This is a genomic window from Variovorax sp. Root318D1 (assembly GCF_001424835.1).
GTDB lineage: Bacteria > Pseudomonadota > Gammaproteobacteria > Burkholderiales > Burkholderiaceae_C > Variovorax.
On the sequence record NZ_LMCQ01000019.1, the window covers coordinates 203,569 to 219,251 of the forward strand.

Here is a 15,683-nt window from a genome sequence, read left to right on the forward strand (position 1 = left end):
ACCGGTGCGCGCCGCTGGTCAATGCGGGATCAGCCCCCGTTGATGGCGTCTTTCAGCGCCTTGCCCGCGGCAAACTTGGGACTCTTGCTGGCCTTGATGGTGATCGGCTGGCCGGTGGATGGGTTGCGGCCGGTGCGTTCGGCACGGCTTGCAACGGTGAAGGTGCCAAAGCCGATCAGTTGGACGGACTCGCCGCGTACCAGGGCACGCGAGAGTTGCTCCAACGCCGAATCGAAAGCGCGGCCGGCGTCGGCCTTGCTGAGGTTCGTGTCTTCTGCGATGGCGGCAATGAGTTCGGTCTTGTTCAAAACAGGGTTCCTTTTCGAATAGAACAGTTGTGGAAATTTAGGGGTGACAGCACGCGAGTTTGACGGAAGTGCGCCGCGCAATTTTCTATTAACGAATGTCTCTGATCGTCTATCGAATGGATCGCACATTCGCAAGTGCGTGAAGTACTGGGCAGAGTTGCATCTTAGATACCCCCGCTGGCGAAAACTGAACCCGAGCGTGAAACAGTTCCTGGAAAAATGTTATGGCGCAAAATATCTTGGCGCCCTTGTCGACGACGGCGCCCGGCCGTTCGCAACGGCACACCACAATTTCAACAAGGAGCCCCCATGAAAAAAACTGCTGCCACCCTGATGTTCGCCTTCGCCATGTCTTTGCTCATGAGCGCCTGCGTGGTTCCCGTCTATGAGGGAGGGGGCGCGCAAAAAGGTGGAAACTTCTGCCCGCCCGGACAAGCCAAGAAAGGCAATTGCTGAAACCGGACAAGCCTGAGCACTGAGTCGACCGTGTTCCCGCGCGATCCATGAATAATCCCAAAGCCCCTGCCTTTCGCATCCGGAACTGGCGGGTCACATTGATCGGTGCACTGGTCGGCCTGTTGATCGCGCTCGCAATGGCCATGAAATGGCTTGCCGAATTCCAGGTCGAAGCGGCCGAGGAGCGCCGCTCGCTCGAAGCCATTGCCCGCGCGGCGCAAATGCGCTGCTTCGAACTCGCATCGCATCGCGCCACCGAGGCATGCCGCGCGGCTGCCGCCGCCAAGCAGGGCGCGGCGCCCTGAGCCGCAGCTACTTCTGACGCAATTTCGCCGGCCTTACGGCGGGTGCCTGCGGCTTCTTGCTTGCTGCGGCCTCCAGCGGCGCACACCCCGCGAACTCCTGCGTTCCTACGTTCAACAACGGCAGCAGTGCGGCCGCCGGTGCCACCGCGCCCAGCGCCACCGCCGCGCCCAGCTTGAGTGCGACCGCTCCTTTGTCGACGCCCACGTCGGGGTTCTTGAGGGTGCCCTTGACGTACAGCGGCGAGCGCAGCGAAAGAACGCGCAGCGCCTTGTTTCGCGGCTGGATTTCCAGCGCGAGTTGTTCGTTCGACAAGTTGATGAGCCCGGTCACGTCGATGACTGATTCGTCGGTGTCCAGAACGAAGGAGCGCGTCTGCATGACGCCTTGCGTCACCTTGAAGTCGCTGGCCAGGCAGTTGAGCTGAACCTGCCTGTCGCCGAAGAGCTGGGTCGCAACCACGTTGCCGATGTTCAACCCCATGGCTTCGAGCAGAAATTTGCTCATGGTGCCCTTGCTCACCAGGGCCTTCACCTCGCCGTTGGATGCGCCCAGCAAAGCCGCAATGGAATTGCCGGAGCCGGACAGTGCCGCGTCGCCGCCGACTTCGCCCAGGCTGGCGCGCATCGTGTCCAGGGTTGGAAAGAGCTCCTTGATCTTGAGCTTGCGTGCCGACAGCTGCAGGTTCGCCCGAATGGGATTTTGCCGGCCGTCGAGCCTCGCCGTTGCGGCCAGCGTGCCACCCGCAACGCCGAAGCTGAGCGGCGTGAGTGAAAGCACGCTGTCCTCCAGATGCAGGTCGGCCACAAGGCTCTCGATGGGCAAGTCCTTCGCATGGAGGATCTTGCGGCCCGAAAACTTCACGTCGGCATCGATGCTGCCCCAGCTTGCCGTGTCGAACCTTTCCACCGGCAGCACCTTGTCCGCCGGCTGCACGGCCGGCGCGCCCCGCTTGGCCTTGCTCGCGTTGGAGTCCGCACCGATCAATGGTGCCAGGTCCTGCAGGCGCAGCTGGTTGGATTGCACCTGTCCGCGCAGCAGCGGCCTCGGCTGCCGGGAGATGTATTCCAGCGTGCCCGCAATGTCGCTTGCACCCACGCTGCCCTTGAAGTCTTCATACAGCCAGCGGCCGCCGGCCTTGTCGAGCTTGCCGACCAGATGGCCCTCGGTGCTGAAAGGAGGCGTGTTGGGCAGCGTGATGCCCGTGATCGGGTACAGGTGCGCCATGCTGGCGCCCGACAGCTTGAGCCGCAGGTCGAGTGCCGCCAGCGCATCGGGCTTGGTCAGCGTGCCGGCAACGTCGATGCGGGTCGCGCCGATCTGCACGCCGGCTTGCAGCGGATAGGGTTTGTTGTCTTTCTGCAGCGAAAGCACGGCGCCGGCCTGGCCGCTTCCGCGCACCTGTGCCTGCCGGAAGGTGCCACTGAGCTTCCAGCCGATGCCGTAGCCCTCGGCGCTCTCTTGAGGCAGGCTGTCGATGTCCACCTTCAGATCGACCTTTGCCGTGGCATCCAAGAGCTTCACCGTGCCGCGGCTCAGCACCAGCCGCTGCAACTCGAGCTTCCAGACCGATGGGGCTGTGTTGTCGGAGGCCAGCGTCCAGTTGTTCTTGCCGTCCGCAGTGCGTTCGAGCGAAAGCGCCGGGCCATCGAGTTCCAGCGTCGGAATCCGGATCGTGCGGTTCAGCAAGGGCAGCGGGTTGAGGGAGAAAGTCAGCTGCTTGATCTGGGCCAGGTGCGGACCGGTCTTGCCCCATTCGGCATTGCCCAGGGTGATGTCTTGTGCCTTCAACCGGGGCCAGGGCACCCAGCGCCGCCAGCCGGTTTCGGCCTCGGGGCTGTCCCACTGCAGAACCAGGTCGCCCTGGATCGCGAAGGGGCGGCCGGTCGCTTCGCTGACGCGTTGGCTGATCCAGGGCTTGGCGCGGTTCCAGTCGAAGTTCAGGGCAACCGTGACGCAGATTGCCGCCAGGATCGACAGGATCAGCAGCGTCCAACCCGCGAGGCGGGGGAACATCGATTTCATTCAGACACCCTTGAACGGCCGTTGCGTGATGCAGCAATGCCGTGGACTGTACCTTCCGCGGTTCTGGGCAAACCCACAGAGCGGACAAGGGCTCCCATTAACGCCGTGCGGCTAGCGCAGCACGAGCACCGGAATGTGCGAGTGCGTCAGCACATGCAGTGTCTCGCTGCCCATCAGCAGCCGTGCAAAACTGCGGCGGCCGTGCGAGGCCATCACGATCAGGTCGCACTGCTGGTTCTTGGCCGTCGCGATGATGGCTTCGGCCACCTGGTTGGACTTCATGACGATGGCCTGTGTGCTGCGGACCCCCTTGGCGGTAGCGGCGCTCTGGACCGCATCGACCAGGCGCTGGCCGGTTTGATCGGCTTGCTCTTGCGAAGCTTCGATTTCGCGCTGGTTCAGCATCATCGAGCCTTCGAAATAGCCGTAGGGCTGGACGTGCACGACGTTGACGCTCACCAGTTCGGCCCGGGTCAGCACGGCAAGGTCGATGGCGGTGGCAACCGCCTGTTCGGAGAGCGAAGAGCCATCGGTGGCGACGAGGATGCGCTTGTACATGGCCGACTCCTTGGCCCCCGGCACTGCGGGTGCCTTCCCAATCCAGTCTAGGCACGGGGAAGGGGTCCTTCAAGCAAAGTAGCTTGGCTGCGGCCTCTAATCGCACATGCCGCCTTCGCTCGCGCCATACTTGCGGCTGTCCTGTCCGCCAGTGTTTCTCGTTCCATGCCGAAGCTGCGATCCGTCGTTCTCCTGTTTTCTTCCCTTTTCATTGTTCGGGCGTTTGCTGTGTGCGTGGCGGTCTTCGCCGCGCAGGCGCTGCATGCACAGGCCCTTCCGGCCGGTGTGCGGCTTGGCATGACGGCCGATGAATTGCGGACGGCAATGCCCACGGTCCAACGCGTGCAGCGGCCACAACGGCTCGCCGGCGGGCTACTGGGAAGCTGGCAATCGGCGCCGGTTTCAATGGCAGGTTTGGCGTTCGAGCCAACCTTCTTCTTTGCTGGGTCGCAGCTCCAGCGCGTCGAGTTCGTCGCATCCGCGGAGGCCCTGCCCGATGGCGGGTCGGTTGCATTTGCCGAACTGGTCCGGTGGGGACGCGCGGCCTTCGGCAGCGAGGTGGCATCGAACGATCCCGGTGCCGCCTATGCGGCATGGACGAGCGCCGACGCCGATGTGTACGTGCAGCACATGCGCGACACACGCCGCGCGAGCCTGCGGCTCGTCTACAAGGCGCGGCAGGTCCGCGACGGCAGCGAGCTCTGAGGAAGAGAAAAGCGGCTCAGGCCGCGGTGAGCATGCCGCGCTGTTCGATGAACGCCACCACCTCGGCCACGCCGGTGTGGGTCTTGAGGTTGGTCATCACGTAGGGGCGCTGCCGGCGCATGCGCTGCGTGTCCTGTTCCATCACGTCGAGGTTCGCGCCGACGTACGGGGCGAGGTCGGTCTTGTTGATGACGAACAGATCGCTTTTGGTGATGCCGGGCCCGCCCTTGCGCGGAATCTTCTCGCCGGCGGCGACGTCGATCACGTAGATGGTCAGGTCCGACAGCTCGGGGCTGAAGGTGGCCGCGAGGTTGTCGCCGCCGGATTCGACGAACACCACGTCAGCATCGGGAAAGTCTTCGAGCATGCGGTCGATGGCCTCGAGGTTGATCGAGGCGTCTTCGCGGATGGCGGTGTGCGGGCAGCCGCCGGTCTCCACGCCCATGATGCGTTCGGCGGGCAGGGCGCCAGACACGGTGAGCAGGCGCTGGTCTTCCTTGGTGTAGATGTCGTTGGTGATGGCGATCAGGTCGTACTTGTCGCGCATCGCCTTGCAGAGCATTTCGAGCAGGGTGGTCTTGCCCGAGCCGACTGGGCCTCCGATGCCCACGCGAAGCGGCGGCAGTTTCTTGGTGCGATGGGGAATGTGGTGCAGGGCGGAGGTCATGGGCGTTGTCCGGTTCGAATCAGCTTCTAAAGAGGCGCGAGTATTGTGTTTCATGGCGGGCCGACAACACCGCCAGCAGGGGCGCAAAGGCTTGGCGCTCGTCGTCGCCGAGGCGCATCGCATGGGCGACGGCGGCAGGGATTTCGTGGGCCAGCCGCGCAAGGATGCGCTGGCCCGCGCTCTGGCCCAGCGGCACGGCCTTGACCGCCGCGGCGACCATGTTCTCGGCCCAGCCGAAGGCGAAGGCCAGGCAGCCGTCGTGTGTCGTGGCGCCGGTGCGGCTCAGCGCGAAGGCGAAGGCCACGGGGTAGCTTGCGGGCAGGTCCGCAAAGACCTCGGCCGTGTCCGTATGGTGCAGCTTGAGCCACTCCACAAAGGAGCGGCCCATCTGCTCGGTCTGAAGGAAGAACTCGGCCGATTCGCGCGTGGCGATGACCCATTGGTTGAGCGCGCGGATGCGCTCGACGTCGCCGGCGCGCCAGGCCGGTATGGCTTGCGCTACCAGTGCGAGGTCGCCGCGCGCGAAGCTTAGGTAGAGCTGGTCGGAGAGCCACTCGATGGCGTTGGCTTCCGAATCGATGCCGGCCCATTCGACTGCCGCTTCGATGCCTTCCGAATAGGAGAAGCCTCCGACCGGCAGGGCCGGCGAGGCCAGCCATATGAGCTGCAAGAGGCTGTGGGCGTTGAGCGCGTCGGACAAGTCAGCTTTCCAACGCGACTTGGGTTGCGCGGCGCTTGTGTCTTGATTGCTTTTGTCCAGGGCGCGTGCACAGGCCACCCGGTACTCCCCTCCGCGAATGTCCCCCGTCGGCGGGAGCGCGCCCTGAATCACGCATGGCCATGGTCGTCGAGCAGCTCCGGTGCGAGTACCAGCGGCTTGGGGCCTTTTGCATGCGAGTGACCATGGTCATGTGCGCGGTCATGACTATGGGCTCCGCCGTGCGAATGCTCCTGCGACCCATAGGCGCCCCCCTCGGGCTCGAACGCTTCCTCGACCGCGACCACGATGAGATGCATGGCGCGCAGCATGTCGGCCAGCACATGGTCGGGCTCGATCTTCAAGTGATCGGGCTTGAGTTCGATCGGCACATGCCGGTTGCCCAGGTGATAGGCCGCGCGCGTCAGGTCGAACGGCGTGCCGTGGGCCGTGCAATGCGTGATACGCAACACGGGCTGCGGCGCCGCGATAACGCGGACCAGCGAGCCGTCTTCCGCCACCAGCACGTCGCCGCCGCGCACTGCCGTGCCGCGCGGCAGGAACACGCCGATCTGCCGGCCCTGCGAATCGGTCGCGTCGAAACGGCTTTTCTGGCGCACGTCCCAGTCGAGCTCGATGGTGGCGGCGCGCTTCAGCAGCACGGGCGCAAGGCCGCGGCCTTGGGGCATGAGTTTGTTGGCGGTGAGCATGGTGCTTGCGACTCCGAATGAGGCGGAATAATATAACGCCTGTTATAACTTCGATTGAACGGAGCTTTCCATGTCCGCCCTGAAACTGACCCAGATCGGCAACTCGGTCGGAGTCATCCTGCCCAAGGAAGTGCTGGCGAGCATGAATGTCGGCAAGGGTGACACGGTTTACCTGACACAAGCCGCAAGCGGAGGGTTCACCTTGACCCCGTATGACGAAGAGTTCGAGCGCCAGATGGAAGCAGCCCGCCGCAGCATGAAGAAGCGGCGCAACGTGCTGCGCGAGCTCGCCAAGTGAGCGCTGCGAACGAGTCGTGGGTCTGGCTCAGCGTCCAGTTGATCCATGCTGTGCACCAAGAGCAACTGACGGAGCATGGCGGACCCGCCGGGGTGCGCGACGAAGGCTTGCTTGCTTCGGCGATGGGGCGCCCGCAGAACAGGGCGCTCTATGAATCGCCTGATGCCGCTGCGTTGGCTGCGAGCTACGCTTTCGGCATCGCTCGCAACCACCCCTTCACCGACGGCAACAAAAGAACAGCCTTCGTTGCCATGGAAGTTTTTCTTGACCTCAATGGCTTCGAGCTTCGCGCGTCCGACCATGATTGTGTGTTCATCACGCTCAAGCTGGCCGAAGGCCAACTCGACGAAGAGGCGCTCGCCCAGTGGATTCGCAATCACCTCGTGCCGCGCAGCACCTGACATTCAGAACAGGAAATACCGCTGCGTCAACGGCAGCTGCACCGCCGGATCACAGGTCAGCAGATGCCCGTCGGCGCGCACCGCATAGGTCTGCGCGTCGATCTCCATCTTCGGCGTGTAGCCGTTGTGAATCAGGTCCTTCTTGCGCACGTTGCGGATGTTCTTCACAGCGCTCAGGTGCTTTGCCAGGCCGTAGCGTTCCTTGATGCCCGCGGCCAGACCGGCCTGCGAGACGAAGGTGAGCGAGCTCTTGGCCAGCGAGCCGCCGTAGCTGCCGAACATCGGCCGGTAGTGCACCGGCTGCGGCGTGGGGATCGACGCGTTGGGGTCGCCCATGGCGGCCATGGCGATGGTGCCGCCCTTGATGAGGGTGAACGGTTTCACGCCGAAGAAGGCGGGTTTCCAGATCACGATGTCGGCCCACTTGCCGACCTCCAGCGAGCCGACCTCGTGCGCGATGCCGTGCGCGATGGCGGGGTTGATCGTGTACTTGGCCACGTAGCGCTTGGCGCGGAAGTTGTCGTTGCGCTCGTTGCTGTCCAGCGGGTCCGCACCCGTACCGGGCGCGGGTGGCAGCCAGCCGCGCTGCAGCTTCATCTTGTGCGCGGTCTGCCAGCAGCGCAGCACCACTTCGCCCACGCGGCCCATGGCCTGGCTGTCGGAGCTGAACATGCTGATGGCGCCGAGGTCGTGCAGCACGTCTTCGGCGGCGATGGTTTCCTTGCGGATGCGCGACTCGGCAAAGGCCAGGTCTTCGGCAATGCCGGCGTCCAGGTGGTGGCACACCATGAGCATGTCGACGTGTTCGTCGAGCGTGTTCACGGTGTAGGGCATGGTCGGGTTGGTGGAAGAGGGGAGGAAGTTCTCCTCGCCCACCACGCGCAGGATGTCGGGTGCGTGGCCGCCGCCCGCGCCTTCGGTGTGAAAGGCGCAGATCGAGCGGCCGCCCACGGCCGCGATGGTGTTTTCGACAAAGCCCGATTCGTTGAGCGTGTCGCTGTGGATTGCCACCTGCGTGTCGGTGGCGTCGGCCACGTCCAGGCAGTTGCTGATGGCCGAAGGCGTGGTGCCCCAGTCTTCATGCAGCTTCAGGCCCATGACGCCGGCTTCGATCTGCTCGTGCAGGGCATCGGGCAGGCTGGCGTTGCCCTTGCCCAGGAAGCCCAGGTTCATGGGGAACGCATCGGCGGCCTGCAGCATGCGCTCGATGTGCCACGGGCCGGGCGTGGCGGTGGTCGCGAAGGTGCCTGTGGCCGGGCCGGTGCCGCCGCCGAGCATGGTGGTTACGCCCGAAGCGAGCGCTTCCTCGATCTGCTGCGGGCAGATGAAGTGGATGTGGCTGTCGATGCCGCCGGCGGTGACGATGTTGCCTTCGCAGCTGATGATCTCGGTGCCCGGGCCGATGATGATGTCCACGCCCGGCTGCACGTCGGGGTTGCCGGCCTTGCCGATGGCGGCAATGCGGCCGTCTTTCAGGCCGATGTCGGCCTTCACGATGCCCCAGTGGTCGAGGATCAGCGCGTTGGTCAGCACGGTGTCTACGGCGCCTTGCGACCTGGTGCGCTGCGACTGCGCCATGCCGTCGCGGATGGTCTTGCCGCCGCCGAACTTCACTTCTTCGCCGTAGCCGCCTGCGCGCAGCGTGTAGTCGGCTTCCACTTCGATCAGCAGATCGGTGTCCGCGAGACGAACCCGGTCGCCCACGGTCGGGCCGAAGATCTCGGCGTAGGCACGCCTTCCAATCGTTGCCATGGCTTAGAGCTTTCCTTGAACGAGGCCGCGAAAGCCATAGACGATGCGATCGCCCGAAAAGTCGACCAGCTCGACGGTGCGCTGCTGGCCCGGTTCGAAGCGCACCGCCGCGCCCGAGGCGATGTTCAGCCGCATGCCGCGCGCGGCCTCGCGGTCGAAGCCGAGCGCGCCGTTGGTCTCGGCGAAGTGATAGTGCGAGCCGACCTGGATCGGCCGGTCTGCGGTGTTCTGCACCACCAGCGTGAGCGTGCGGCGGCCGGGGTTGAGCGTGTGCTCGCCGTCGTCGGTGAAAAGTTCGCCGGGTGTCATGGTGTCGCGGCGCCTTTTCAGACGGCCTGCGAGAGCATCGTCGCTCCCAGCGCCAACACGGCAGCACCCGCCAACCGTGGCAGCCAGGCATTGGCATGGCGCAGCGCCCAGCCGAGCCCGATGCCCGCGAGGTGCAGCAGCACGGTGGCGCCGACCATGCCGGCCAGCGTCAATGCCGCGCCCTGTTCGCTCGCGAGTTCGTGGCCGTGCGCCACGCCGTGGAAGATGGCGAACACGCCCACCACCGCCGCGGCCACCGCGGCCGGCAGGCGGATGCGCGTGGCAACCAGCAGGCCCAGCACCAGCAGCGAGGCCGCGATCATCGGTTCAACGGCCGGCAACTGCACGCCCGCCACTCCCATCAGCGCGCCCACGAGCAGCATGCCCGCGAAAGCCAGCGGCGCCCACAGCAGATCGAGGCCGCGGCGCGCTGCCAGCGCACTCCAGAGGCCGACCGCGACCATGGCGGCGAGGTGGTCGGCGCCCGTGAGCGGGTGCAGAAAGCCGGTGACGAAACCGTGGTGCACCCCACCGTCCACGCCGGTGTGGGCGTTGGCCGCAAACGGCAGCAGCAGGGCGACGAGGGCAAGGGTCTTGGAAGCGTTGTGGCGCATGGCAGGTCTTTCTTGTTCTGGAGCGGGAGTCAGACGATGGGCTGGTGGACGGTGACCAGCTTGGTGCCGTCGGGGAAAGTGGCTTCCACCTGGATGTCCGGGATCATCTCGGCGATGCCGTCCATCACGTCGGCGCGGGTGAGCACCGTGCGGCCTTCGCTCATGAGCGCCGCAACGCTCTTGCCGTCGCGGGCGCCTTCCATCACGGCCGCGGAGATCAGGGCGACGGCTTCGGGGTAGTTGAGCTTCAGCCCGCGCGCCTTGCGGCGTTCGGCCAGCAATGCTGCGGTGAAGATCAGCAGCTTGTCTTTTTCGCGCGGGGTCAGTTCCATGAGGGGGCGGCGTCGGGTGCGTGGAGGTCGGCCATTATTGGGCAGGCTTCGGCTTTGCAACAGTCGTGCCGGTGTTCGCCAAACGACGTATGGATGGCACGAAAGATGCACCGAAACGGTGTGAACCCCGCCGAGACTTCCACCAGCCCCGACGACGCGCCCCAGCGCATCGTCAAGGTGCGGCGCGACTACAACAGCTGGGTTGCGAGCGAAACGCTCGAGGACTATGCCCTGCGCTACACACCGCAGCGCTTTCGCAAATGGTCCGAATGGCGGGTCGCCAACACGGCCTTCGGGGCGGCGTCGTTCCTCATCCTCGAGGCGGTCGGCGCCACGCTGCTGGTGAAGTACGGCTTTGCCAACGCTTTCTGGGCGATCCTGGCGACGGGACTCATCATCTTCCTGGCGGGGTTGCCGATCAGCGTGTATGCCGCGCGCTACGGCGTCGACATGGACCTGCTCACGCGCGGCGCGGGCTTCGGCTACATCGGCTCCACGCTCACCTCGCTCATCTACGCGTCGTTCACCTTCATCTTCTTCGCGCTCGAGGCGGCGGTGATGGCCTACGCGCTTGAGCTTGCACTCGGCGTGCCGCCGGTCTGGGGCTACCTGGTATGCGCGCTGGTGGTGATTCCGCTGGTCACCCACGGCGTGTCGGCCATCAGCCGGCTGCAGCTGTGGACCCAGCCGCTGTGGCTGTTGATGCTGGTGGTGCCCTTTGTCTTTGTGCTGGTGCGCGATCCTGGTGCGTTTGCGGGAATCGTGCACTACAACGGTGTCAAGACGGGAGCGAAAGGTTTTGATCTGCACCTGTTTGGCGCTGCACTGACGGTCGGTATCGCATTGATCACCCAGATGGGGGAGCAGGCCGACTACCTGCGTTTCATGCCCGCGCGTACGGCGGCAAGCGCCCGGCGCTGGTGGGCAGGGGTTTTGGCTGGCGGGCCGGGGTGGGTGGTTCTGGGCGTGCTCAAGATGCTGGGCGGCGCGCTGCTGGCCTACCTGGCCATCACGCACATGGTGCCGGTCGAGCGCGCGGTCGATCCGAACCAGATGTACCTCGCGGCCTATGAGTACGTGTTCCCCAATTACGGCTGGGCCGTGGCCGCGACCGCATTGTTCGTGGTGATCTCGCAGCTCAAGATCAACGTGACCAACGCCTATGCGGGCTCGCTGGCCTGGAGCAATTTTTTCTCGCGCGTGGCGCACAGCCACCCGGGGCGCGTGGTGTGGGTGGTGTTCAACGCGCTCATCGCCTTCATGCTGATGGAAATGAACGTGTTCGAAGCGCTGGGCGACGTGCTCGGCCTTTTTGCCAACATTGCCATCGCCTGGATGATGGCGGTGGTGGCCGACCTGGTCATCAACAAGCCGCTGGGCCTGTCGCCGCCGGGCATCGAATTCAAGCGAGCGCATCTGTGGGACATCAATCCGGTGGGCGTGGGTGCGATGGCGCTGGCCTCGGTGTTGTCCATCACCGCGCACCTCGGCGTCTTCGGGCCGCTGGCGCAGGCTTTTTCGGCGCTCATCGCGCTGGGCACGGCATTGGTGGTTTCGCCGCTTCTCGCGTGGGCGACGGGCGGCAGGTACTACCTGGCGCGGGGTTCGGTGGCCCATGGCGCGGTGCCCTTCGCCCCGGCAGCCGGTCCGCGCGCAGTCCGCTGGGCGCGGGTCGAGCACGATGCGTACGAGGGCGGCGCGGAAGGCAGCTACCAGCGCCTGAAGGTGCAGCACTGCGTGATCTGCGAACGCGAGTACGAAGGGCCCGACATGGCCCATTGCCCGGCCTACCAGGGTGCGATCTGCTCGCTGTGCTGCACGCTCGATGCGCGCTGCGGCGACCTGTGTAAGCCGCATGCAAGCCTCTCTGCGCAATGGTCGTCGGCGCTGCGCTGGCTGCTGCCGCGCTTCAGCTGGCGCTATCTGGACACCGGGCTGGGGCACTTCCTGCTGCTGATGCTGATCATCGTGCCGGTGCTGGCGGTGGTGTTCGGCGTGCTCTACCAGCAGGAGCTGCGCGCATTGGGCGAGAGCGCGCTGCAGATCGCGTCGCAATCGGAGCTGGCCGAGGCGCTGGCCAGCGTGCAGCAATCGTCGTTGCGCTCCGGCTTTCTCAAGGCCTATATGGCACTGCTGGTGATCGCGGGCGTCGTGGCCTGGTGGCTGGTGCTGGCGCACCAGAGCCGGAGGGTCGCGCAGGAAGAATCGAACCGGCAGACCCATTTGCTGATGCGCGAAATCGAGTTGCACCGCGCGACCGACCGCGCGCTGCAGTCTGCCAAGCAAACCGCGGATGAAGCGCGCGAGGTCGCAGAGCAGGCCAAGCTCGCAGCCGACGAGGCCCGGCGCGCCGCCGACCAGGCCAACCAGGCCAAGAGCCGGTACATCAGCGCCATCAGCCACGAGCTGCGCACGCCGCTCAACAGCATCCTGGGCTACGCGCAGTTGATGGGCGAAGACCAGTCCGTGCCGCCGCACCGTCAGCAAGCCGTGGCGGTGATCAAGCGCGGCGGCGAGCACCTGCTGTCGCTCATCGAGGGCACCCTGGCCATTGCCCACATCGAGGCTGGCAAGCTCACGCTGCATGCGAGGCCGATGCGCTTTGCCGACACCTTGCGCGAGCTGGCCGACATGTTCGAGCTGCAGGCGGCCGAGAAGGGGCTGCGGTTTCGCGTCGAGACCACAGGCACCTTGCCCGATGTGGTGCGTGCCGACGAGAAGCGGGTGTGCCAGATCCTCATCAACCTGCTGGGCAACGCCATCAAGTTCACCGCCGCGGGCGAGGTGACGCTGCGGCTTTCGTATGCGCGGGAATTCGCCTCGGTCGAGATCGAGGACACCGGACCCGGCATGTCGGCCGAAGACATCGAACGCATCTTCGAGCCCTTTGCGCGCGGCGATGCGGCTGCGGCTTCCACGCCGGGCGCGGGGCTGGGCCTCACCATCGCCAAGATGCTGACCGACCTGATGGGCGGAGAGATGAAGGTGCGCAGCACGCCCGGGGAGGGCTCGCTGTTCTGCGTGAGGCTCTTCCTGCCGCGCGTGCACGACGCTGCAGGCGCCTCGGGCCGGCCGGCCCCGGTGCAGCGCGCGCGGCGCGGCTATGAAGGCCCCCGCCGGCGGCTGCTGGTGGTCGACAACGAGGAAGCCGACCGCGACTTGCTCGGCCACGTGCTGTCGCCGCTCGGCTTCGAGCTGCGCACCGCCGCCAGCGGCCACGACGCGCTCGACCTCATCGCGGCCGGCTACCGGCCCGATGCGATGTTCGTCGACCTTGCCATGCCGGGCATCGACGGCTGGGAGACGATTCGCCGCGCGCGCAAGCTCGGCTTGGCCGAGGCCTCTGTGGCCATCGTCTCTGCCAATGCCTTCGACAAGGGCCTGGACAACGACGTGGGCATTGCGCCCGAAGATTTTTTCGTCAAGCCGGTGCGCCACACCGAGTTGCTCGACTGGCTCGAACGCCGCCTCGGCCTGCGGTGGACGGACAGCGCCGCCAAGCCACCGCCCCTCGCCGAGCCGCTCGCCATGCAGGCGCCTTCGCTTTCCCGCCTGCGCGCTCTCGACGAAGCCGTGAGCCTGGGCTATTTTCGCGGCATCATGAACCAGCTCGACGAGATCGACAGCGACCAGCCCGAATGCATGGCGTGGACCGAGGCGCAGCGCGTGCTCGCGCGCCAGTTCCAGTTCGAGGCCATGGGCCGGGCGCTGGCCGCCGCGGTGAGCGCGGCCTGAAAAGACAAGTCTTCATGGAAACCACACCGCTCGCAAAATCGCTGCGCGAACAGGGCGCCAACAGCGACCTGGTGCTGATCGTCGACGACGTGCCCGACAACCTGGCGGTGCTGCACGATGCGCTGGACGAGTCGGGTTACACGGTGCTGATTGCCACTAATGGCGAACAAGCGCTGCAGCGCGCCGCGCAGGCGCGCCCCGACATCGTGCTGCTCGACGCGATGATGCCGGGCATCGACGGCTTCGAGGTGGCGCGCCGGCTCAAGGCCGATGCCGCAACGGCGCACATTCCCATCGTGTTCATGACCGGGCTCACTGAAACCGAGCACCTGGTGGCTGCGCTGGAGGCCGGCGGTGTCGACTACGTCACCAAGCCGATCAAGCCCAAGGAAGTGCTGGCCCGCATGAACGTGCACCTGCAGGGCGCCCGCCGCGCCCGGCAGGATGCGCGGCAGGCCGGCCAGGCGCGCAATGCGCTCGACGCCTTCGGCTACGCCAGCATTACCGTGCGGCTGCCCGAGGGCCGGCTGATCTGGCAGACGGCGCTCGCGCGCGATCTGCTGCAGCGCTACTGCGACACCCGCGCGCCCGAAACGCCGCCCGTGGTGCTCGAGTGGCTGCGGCGCCACGCGCCCGATGCCCGGCAGCAGGGCATCGAGCCGCCGGCGCTTTCCATCGTGCAGGGCGCGGCCGGGCCGGGTGTGGGGGATACGCCGAGCGCAAGCAGCCTCAGCTTGCGCTTGCATCGGCAGACCGGCCAGGACGACGACGGCGATGAATGGATGATCGTCATGCGCGAGGTTTCCGATACTGCCGTGATCGAAGCCATGAGCCTGAGCCTGAAGCTCACAGCGCGCGAGGCCGAGGTGCTCTACTGGGTGGTGAAGGGCAAGACCAACAAGGACATTGGAGAAATTCTCGGCAGCAGCCCCGCCACGGCCAAGAAGCACCTGGAGCGGGTGTACGTGAAGCTTGGCGTCGAGACCCGCACTGCAGCGGCCGGGGTGGCCATCAAGCGCATTCGCGAGTTGCAGCCGCAATTCGAGATCTGAAGGCGCGTCTTCATCCCTAGAATCTCCCGGTCCTCGGGGGATGCAGGCGATGAAAGACAACAAACGCACAAGAATGATTCGACCGCCGCGAGCTGCCTGGCTGCTGGCGGGTGCTTGCAGCCTTGCGAGCACGGGTGCGCAGGCCGCGGGGCATTTCGATATCGACGATGCTGGCACGCTCGATCCGGGCCAATGCCAGTACGAAGCCTGGTGGGGCCGCACCGGTCCGGAGCCGGTAAACGGCCTGCACATCGGCCCCTCCTGTCGCGTGGGGCCTGTCGAACTCGGGCTGAACCTCGACCGGTTTTCAGCAGCGGGCATGCACTCGGTCGTCGCAGGCCCGCAGGTCAAATGGAATTTCTTCGGCGCGGCGGCCGACGCGCCGTGGAGCGCGGCGCTTTCGGCCGGTGCCTTGTTCGACGTGACGCGTGGCGGCCGTGCGGGCGGCCAATTCGTGCTGCCGGTCACGTGGCGCCCGACGGACAGCCTGCAGATTCATGCCAACGTCGGAGCCGACTGGGCGCCCGGCATCGGGGCTCGCACGCCGCGCGGCGGGTTGGCGGCGGAGTGGGCGATCGACGACAAGGTGTCGCTCATCGCGGAGCGCAGCCGCGCATCGGGTGTCTGGACCTCGCGCATCGGTGGGCGCTTCAGCCTCACGCCGCTGATCAGCGTGGACATCAGCGCTTCCAGGACGGGACCGCAGGGCGTGCGCGGCTTTGTCGTGGGGCTGAACCACGAGTTCCCCTGGAAGTAGGCCC

At 65.9% G+C, this 15,683-nt stretch carries 18 protein-coding genes; 8 read left to right on the forward strand and 10 right to left on the reverse strand.

Going from position 1 to position 15,683, the window contains the following annotated elements; genetic code table 11:
- Nucleotides 1–29 precede the first annotated feature (29 nt).
- Nucleotides 30–308: an HU family DNA-binding protein gene (locus tag ASC78_RS15285; protein ID WP_055802771.1), complete on the reverse strand. Its 279-nt coding sequence runs from the start codon at nucleotides 306–308 to the stop codon at nucleotides 30–32.
- A 309-nt stretch (nucleotides 309–617) separates the two neighbouring features.
- Here ASC78_RS15285 and ASC78_RS27720 point away from each other — a divergent pair, with 309 nt between their 5' ends.
- Nucleotides 618–764 (forward strand): hypothetical protein, encoded by a 147-nt coding sequence (locus ASC78_RS27720; protein WP_200934315.1) that lies wholly within the window; start codon nucleotides 618–620, stop codon nucleotides 762–764.
- Nucleotides 765–811: 47 nt separating this feature from the next.
- Complete coding sequence (locus ASC78_RS15290) at nucleotides 812–1,069, forward strand: hypothetical protein (protein ID WP_055802773.1); 258 nt, start codon at nucleotides 812–814, stop codon at nucleotides 1,067–1,069.
- Nucleotides 1,070–1,076: 7 nt separating this feature from the next.
- Here ASC78_RS15290 and ASC78_RS15295 read toward each other — a convergent pair whose 3' ends face one another.
- Both ASC78_RS15295 and ASC78_RS15300 read right to left on the reverse strand, forming a co-directional pair.
- A complete protein-coding gene (locus ASC78_RS15295) occupies nucleotides 1,077–3,083 on the reverse strand; it encodes an AsmA family protein (protein WP_055803400.1) in 2,007 nt (668 codons plus the stop codon).
- A 120-nt stretch (nucleotides 3,084–3,203) separates the two neighbouring features.
- Nucleotides 3,204–3,650 (reverse strand): universal stress protein, encoded by a 447-nt coding sequence (locus ASC78_RS15300; protein ID WP_055803403.1) that lies wholly within the window; start codon nucleotides 3,648–3,650, stop codon nucleotides 3,204–3,206.
- Nucleotides 3,651–3,815: 165 nt separating this feature from the next.
- Between ASC78_RS15300 and ASC78_RS15305 the strand changes: the two genes are divergently transcribed.
- On the forward strand, nucleotides 3,816–4,355 hold the full coding sequence (locus ASC78_RS15305) for a hypothetical protein (RefSeq protein WP_055802775.1): 540 nt from the start codon (nucleotides 3,816–3,818) through the stop codon (nucleotides 4,353–4,355).
- 16 nt (nucleotides 4,356–4,371) lie between these two features.
- Here ASC78_RS15305 and ureG read toward each other — a convergent pair whose 3' ends face one another.
- The 3 genes from ureG to ureE all read right to left on the reverse strand — a co-directional run bounded on the left by ureG (nucleotide 4,372) and on the right by ureE (nucleotide 6,429).
- Nucleotides 4,372–5,022 carry an urease accessory protein UreG gene (ureG, locus tag ASC78_RS15310; protein ID WP_055802778.1) on the reverse strand — a complete coding sequence of 217 codons (651 nt, stop codon included), beginning with the start codon at nucleotides 5,020–5,022 and terminating at the stop codon, nucleotides 4,372–4,374.
- A gap of 19 nt (nucleotides 5,023–5,041) precedes the next feature.
- The gene (locus tag ASC78_RS15315; protein WP_055803406.1) at nucleotides 5,042–5,722 is read right to left on the reverse strand and encodes an urease accessory protein UreF; all 681 of its coding nucleotides are present in this window, start codon (nucleotides 5,720–5,722) and stop codon (nucleotides 5,042–5,044) included.
- Nucleotides 5,723–5,850: 128 nt separating this feature from the next.
- Complete coding sequence (ureE, locus tag ASC78_RS15320; RefSeq protein WP_055802780.1) at nucleotides 5,851–6,429, reverse strand: urease accessory protein UreE; 579 nt, start codon at nucleotides 6,427–6,429, stop codon at nucleotides 5,851–5,853.
- A 70-nt stretch (nucleotides 6,430–6,499) separates the two neighbouring features.
- Here ureE and ASC78_RS15325 point away from each other — a divergent pair, with 70 nt between their 5' ends.
- Both ASC78_RS15325 and ASC78_RS15330 read left to right on the forward strand, forming a co-directional pair.
- Nucleotides 6,500–6,727 carry an AbrB/MazE/SpoVT family DNA-binding domain-containing protein gene (locus ASC78_RS15325; protein WP_055802782.1) on the forward strand — a complete coding sequence of 76 codons (228 nt, stop codon included), beginning with the start codon at nucleotides 6,500–6,502 and terminating at the stop codon, nucleotides 6,725–6,727.
- Nucleotides 6,724–7,128, forward strand: a complete 405-nt coding sequence (locus ASC78_RS15330) for a type II toxin-antitoxin system death-on-curing family toxin (RefSeq protein WP_055802784.1) — start codon at nucleotides 6,724–6,726, stop codon at nucleotides 7,126–7,128. The genes ASC78_RS15325 and ASC78_RS15330 overlap by 4 nt, the downstream gene beginning before the upstream one ends.
- Before the next feature lie 3 nt (nucleotides 7,129–7,131).
- Here ASC78_RS15330 and ureC read toward each other — a convergent pair whose 3' ends face one another.
- The 4 genes from ureC to ASC78_RS15350 are packed head-to-tail and all read right to left on the reverse strand — an operon-like array spanning nucleotide 7,132 to nucleotide 10,135.
- Nucleotides 7,132–8,880 carry an urease subunit alpha gene (gene ureC, locus ASC78_RS15335; RefSeq protein ID WP_055802786.1) on the reverse strand — a complete coding sequence of 583 codons (1,749 nt, stop codon included), beginning with the start codon at nucleotides 8,878–8,880 and terminating at the stop codon, nucleotides 7,132–7,134.
- 3 nt (nucleotides 8,881–8,883) lie between these two features.
- Nucleotides 8,884–9,189: an urease subunit beta gene (locus ASC78_RS15340; RefSeq protein WP_055802788.1), complete on the reverse strand. Its 306-nt coding sequence runs from the start codon at nucleotides 9,187–9,189 to the stop codon at nucleotides 8,884–8,886.
- Between the two features lie 17 nt (nucleotides 9,190–9,206).
- A complete protein-coding gene (locus ASC78_RS15345; RefSeq protein ID WP_055802790.1) occupies nucleotides 9,207–9,803 on the reverse strand; it encodes a HupE/UreJ family protein in 597 nt (198 codons plus the stop codon).
- Between the two features lie 29 nt (nucleotides 9,804–9,832).
- On the reverse strand, nucleotides 9,833–10,135 hold the full coding sequence (locus ASC78_RS15350; protein WP_015867014.1) for an urease subunit gamma: 303 nt from the start codon (nucleotides 10,133–10,135) through the stop codon (nucleotides 9,833–9,835).
- Between the two features lie 105 nt (nucleotides 10,136–10,240).
- Here ASC78_RS15350 and ASC78_RS15355 point away from each other — a divergent pair, with 105 nt between their 5' ends.
- The 3 genes from ASC78_RS15355 to ASC78_RS15365 all read left to right on the forward strand — a co-directional run bounded on the left by ASC78_RS15355 (nucleotide 10,241) and on the right by ASC78_RS15365 (nucleotide 15,679).
- On the forward strand, nucleotides 10,241–13,870 hold the full coding sequence (locus ASC78_RS15355; protein ID WP_055803409.1) for an ATP-binding protein: 3,630 nt from the start codon (nucleotides 10,241–10,243) through the stop codon (nucleotides 13,868–13,870).
- 14 nt (nucleotides 13,871–13,884) lie between these two features.
- Entirely contained in the window at nucleotides 13,885–14,922 is a 1,038-nt protein-coding gene (locus ASC78_RS15360; RefSeq protein ID WP_055802792.1) for a response regulator transcription factor, read from the forward strand.
- A 73-nt stretch (nucleotides 14,923–14,995) separates the two neighbouring features.
- Nucleotides 14,996–15,679, forward strand: a complete 684-nt coding sequence (locus ASC78_RS15365; protein WP_235505105.1) for a hypothetical protein — start codon at nucleotides 14,996–14,998, stop codon at nucleotides 15,677–15,679.
- Nucleotides 15,680–15,683: the final 4 nt, after the last annotated feature.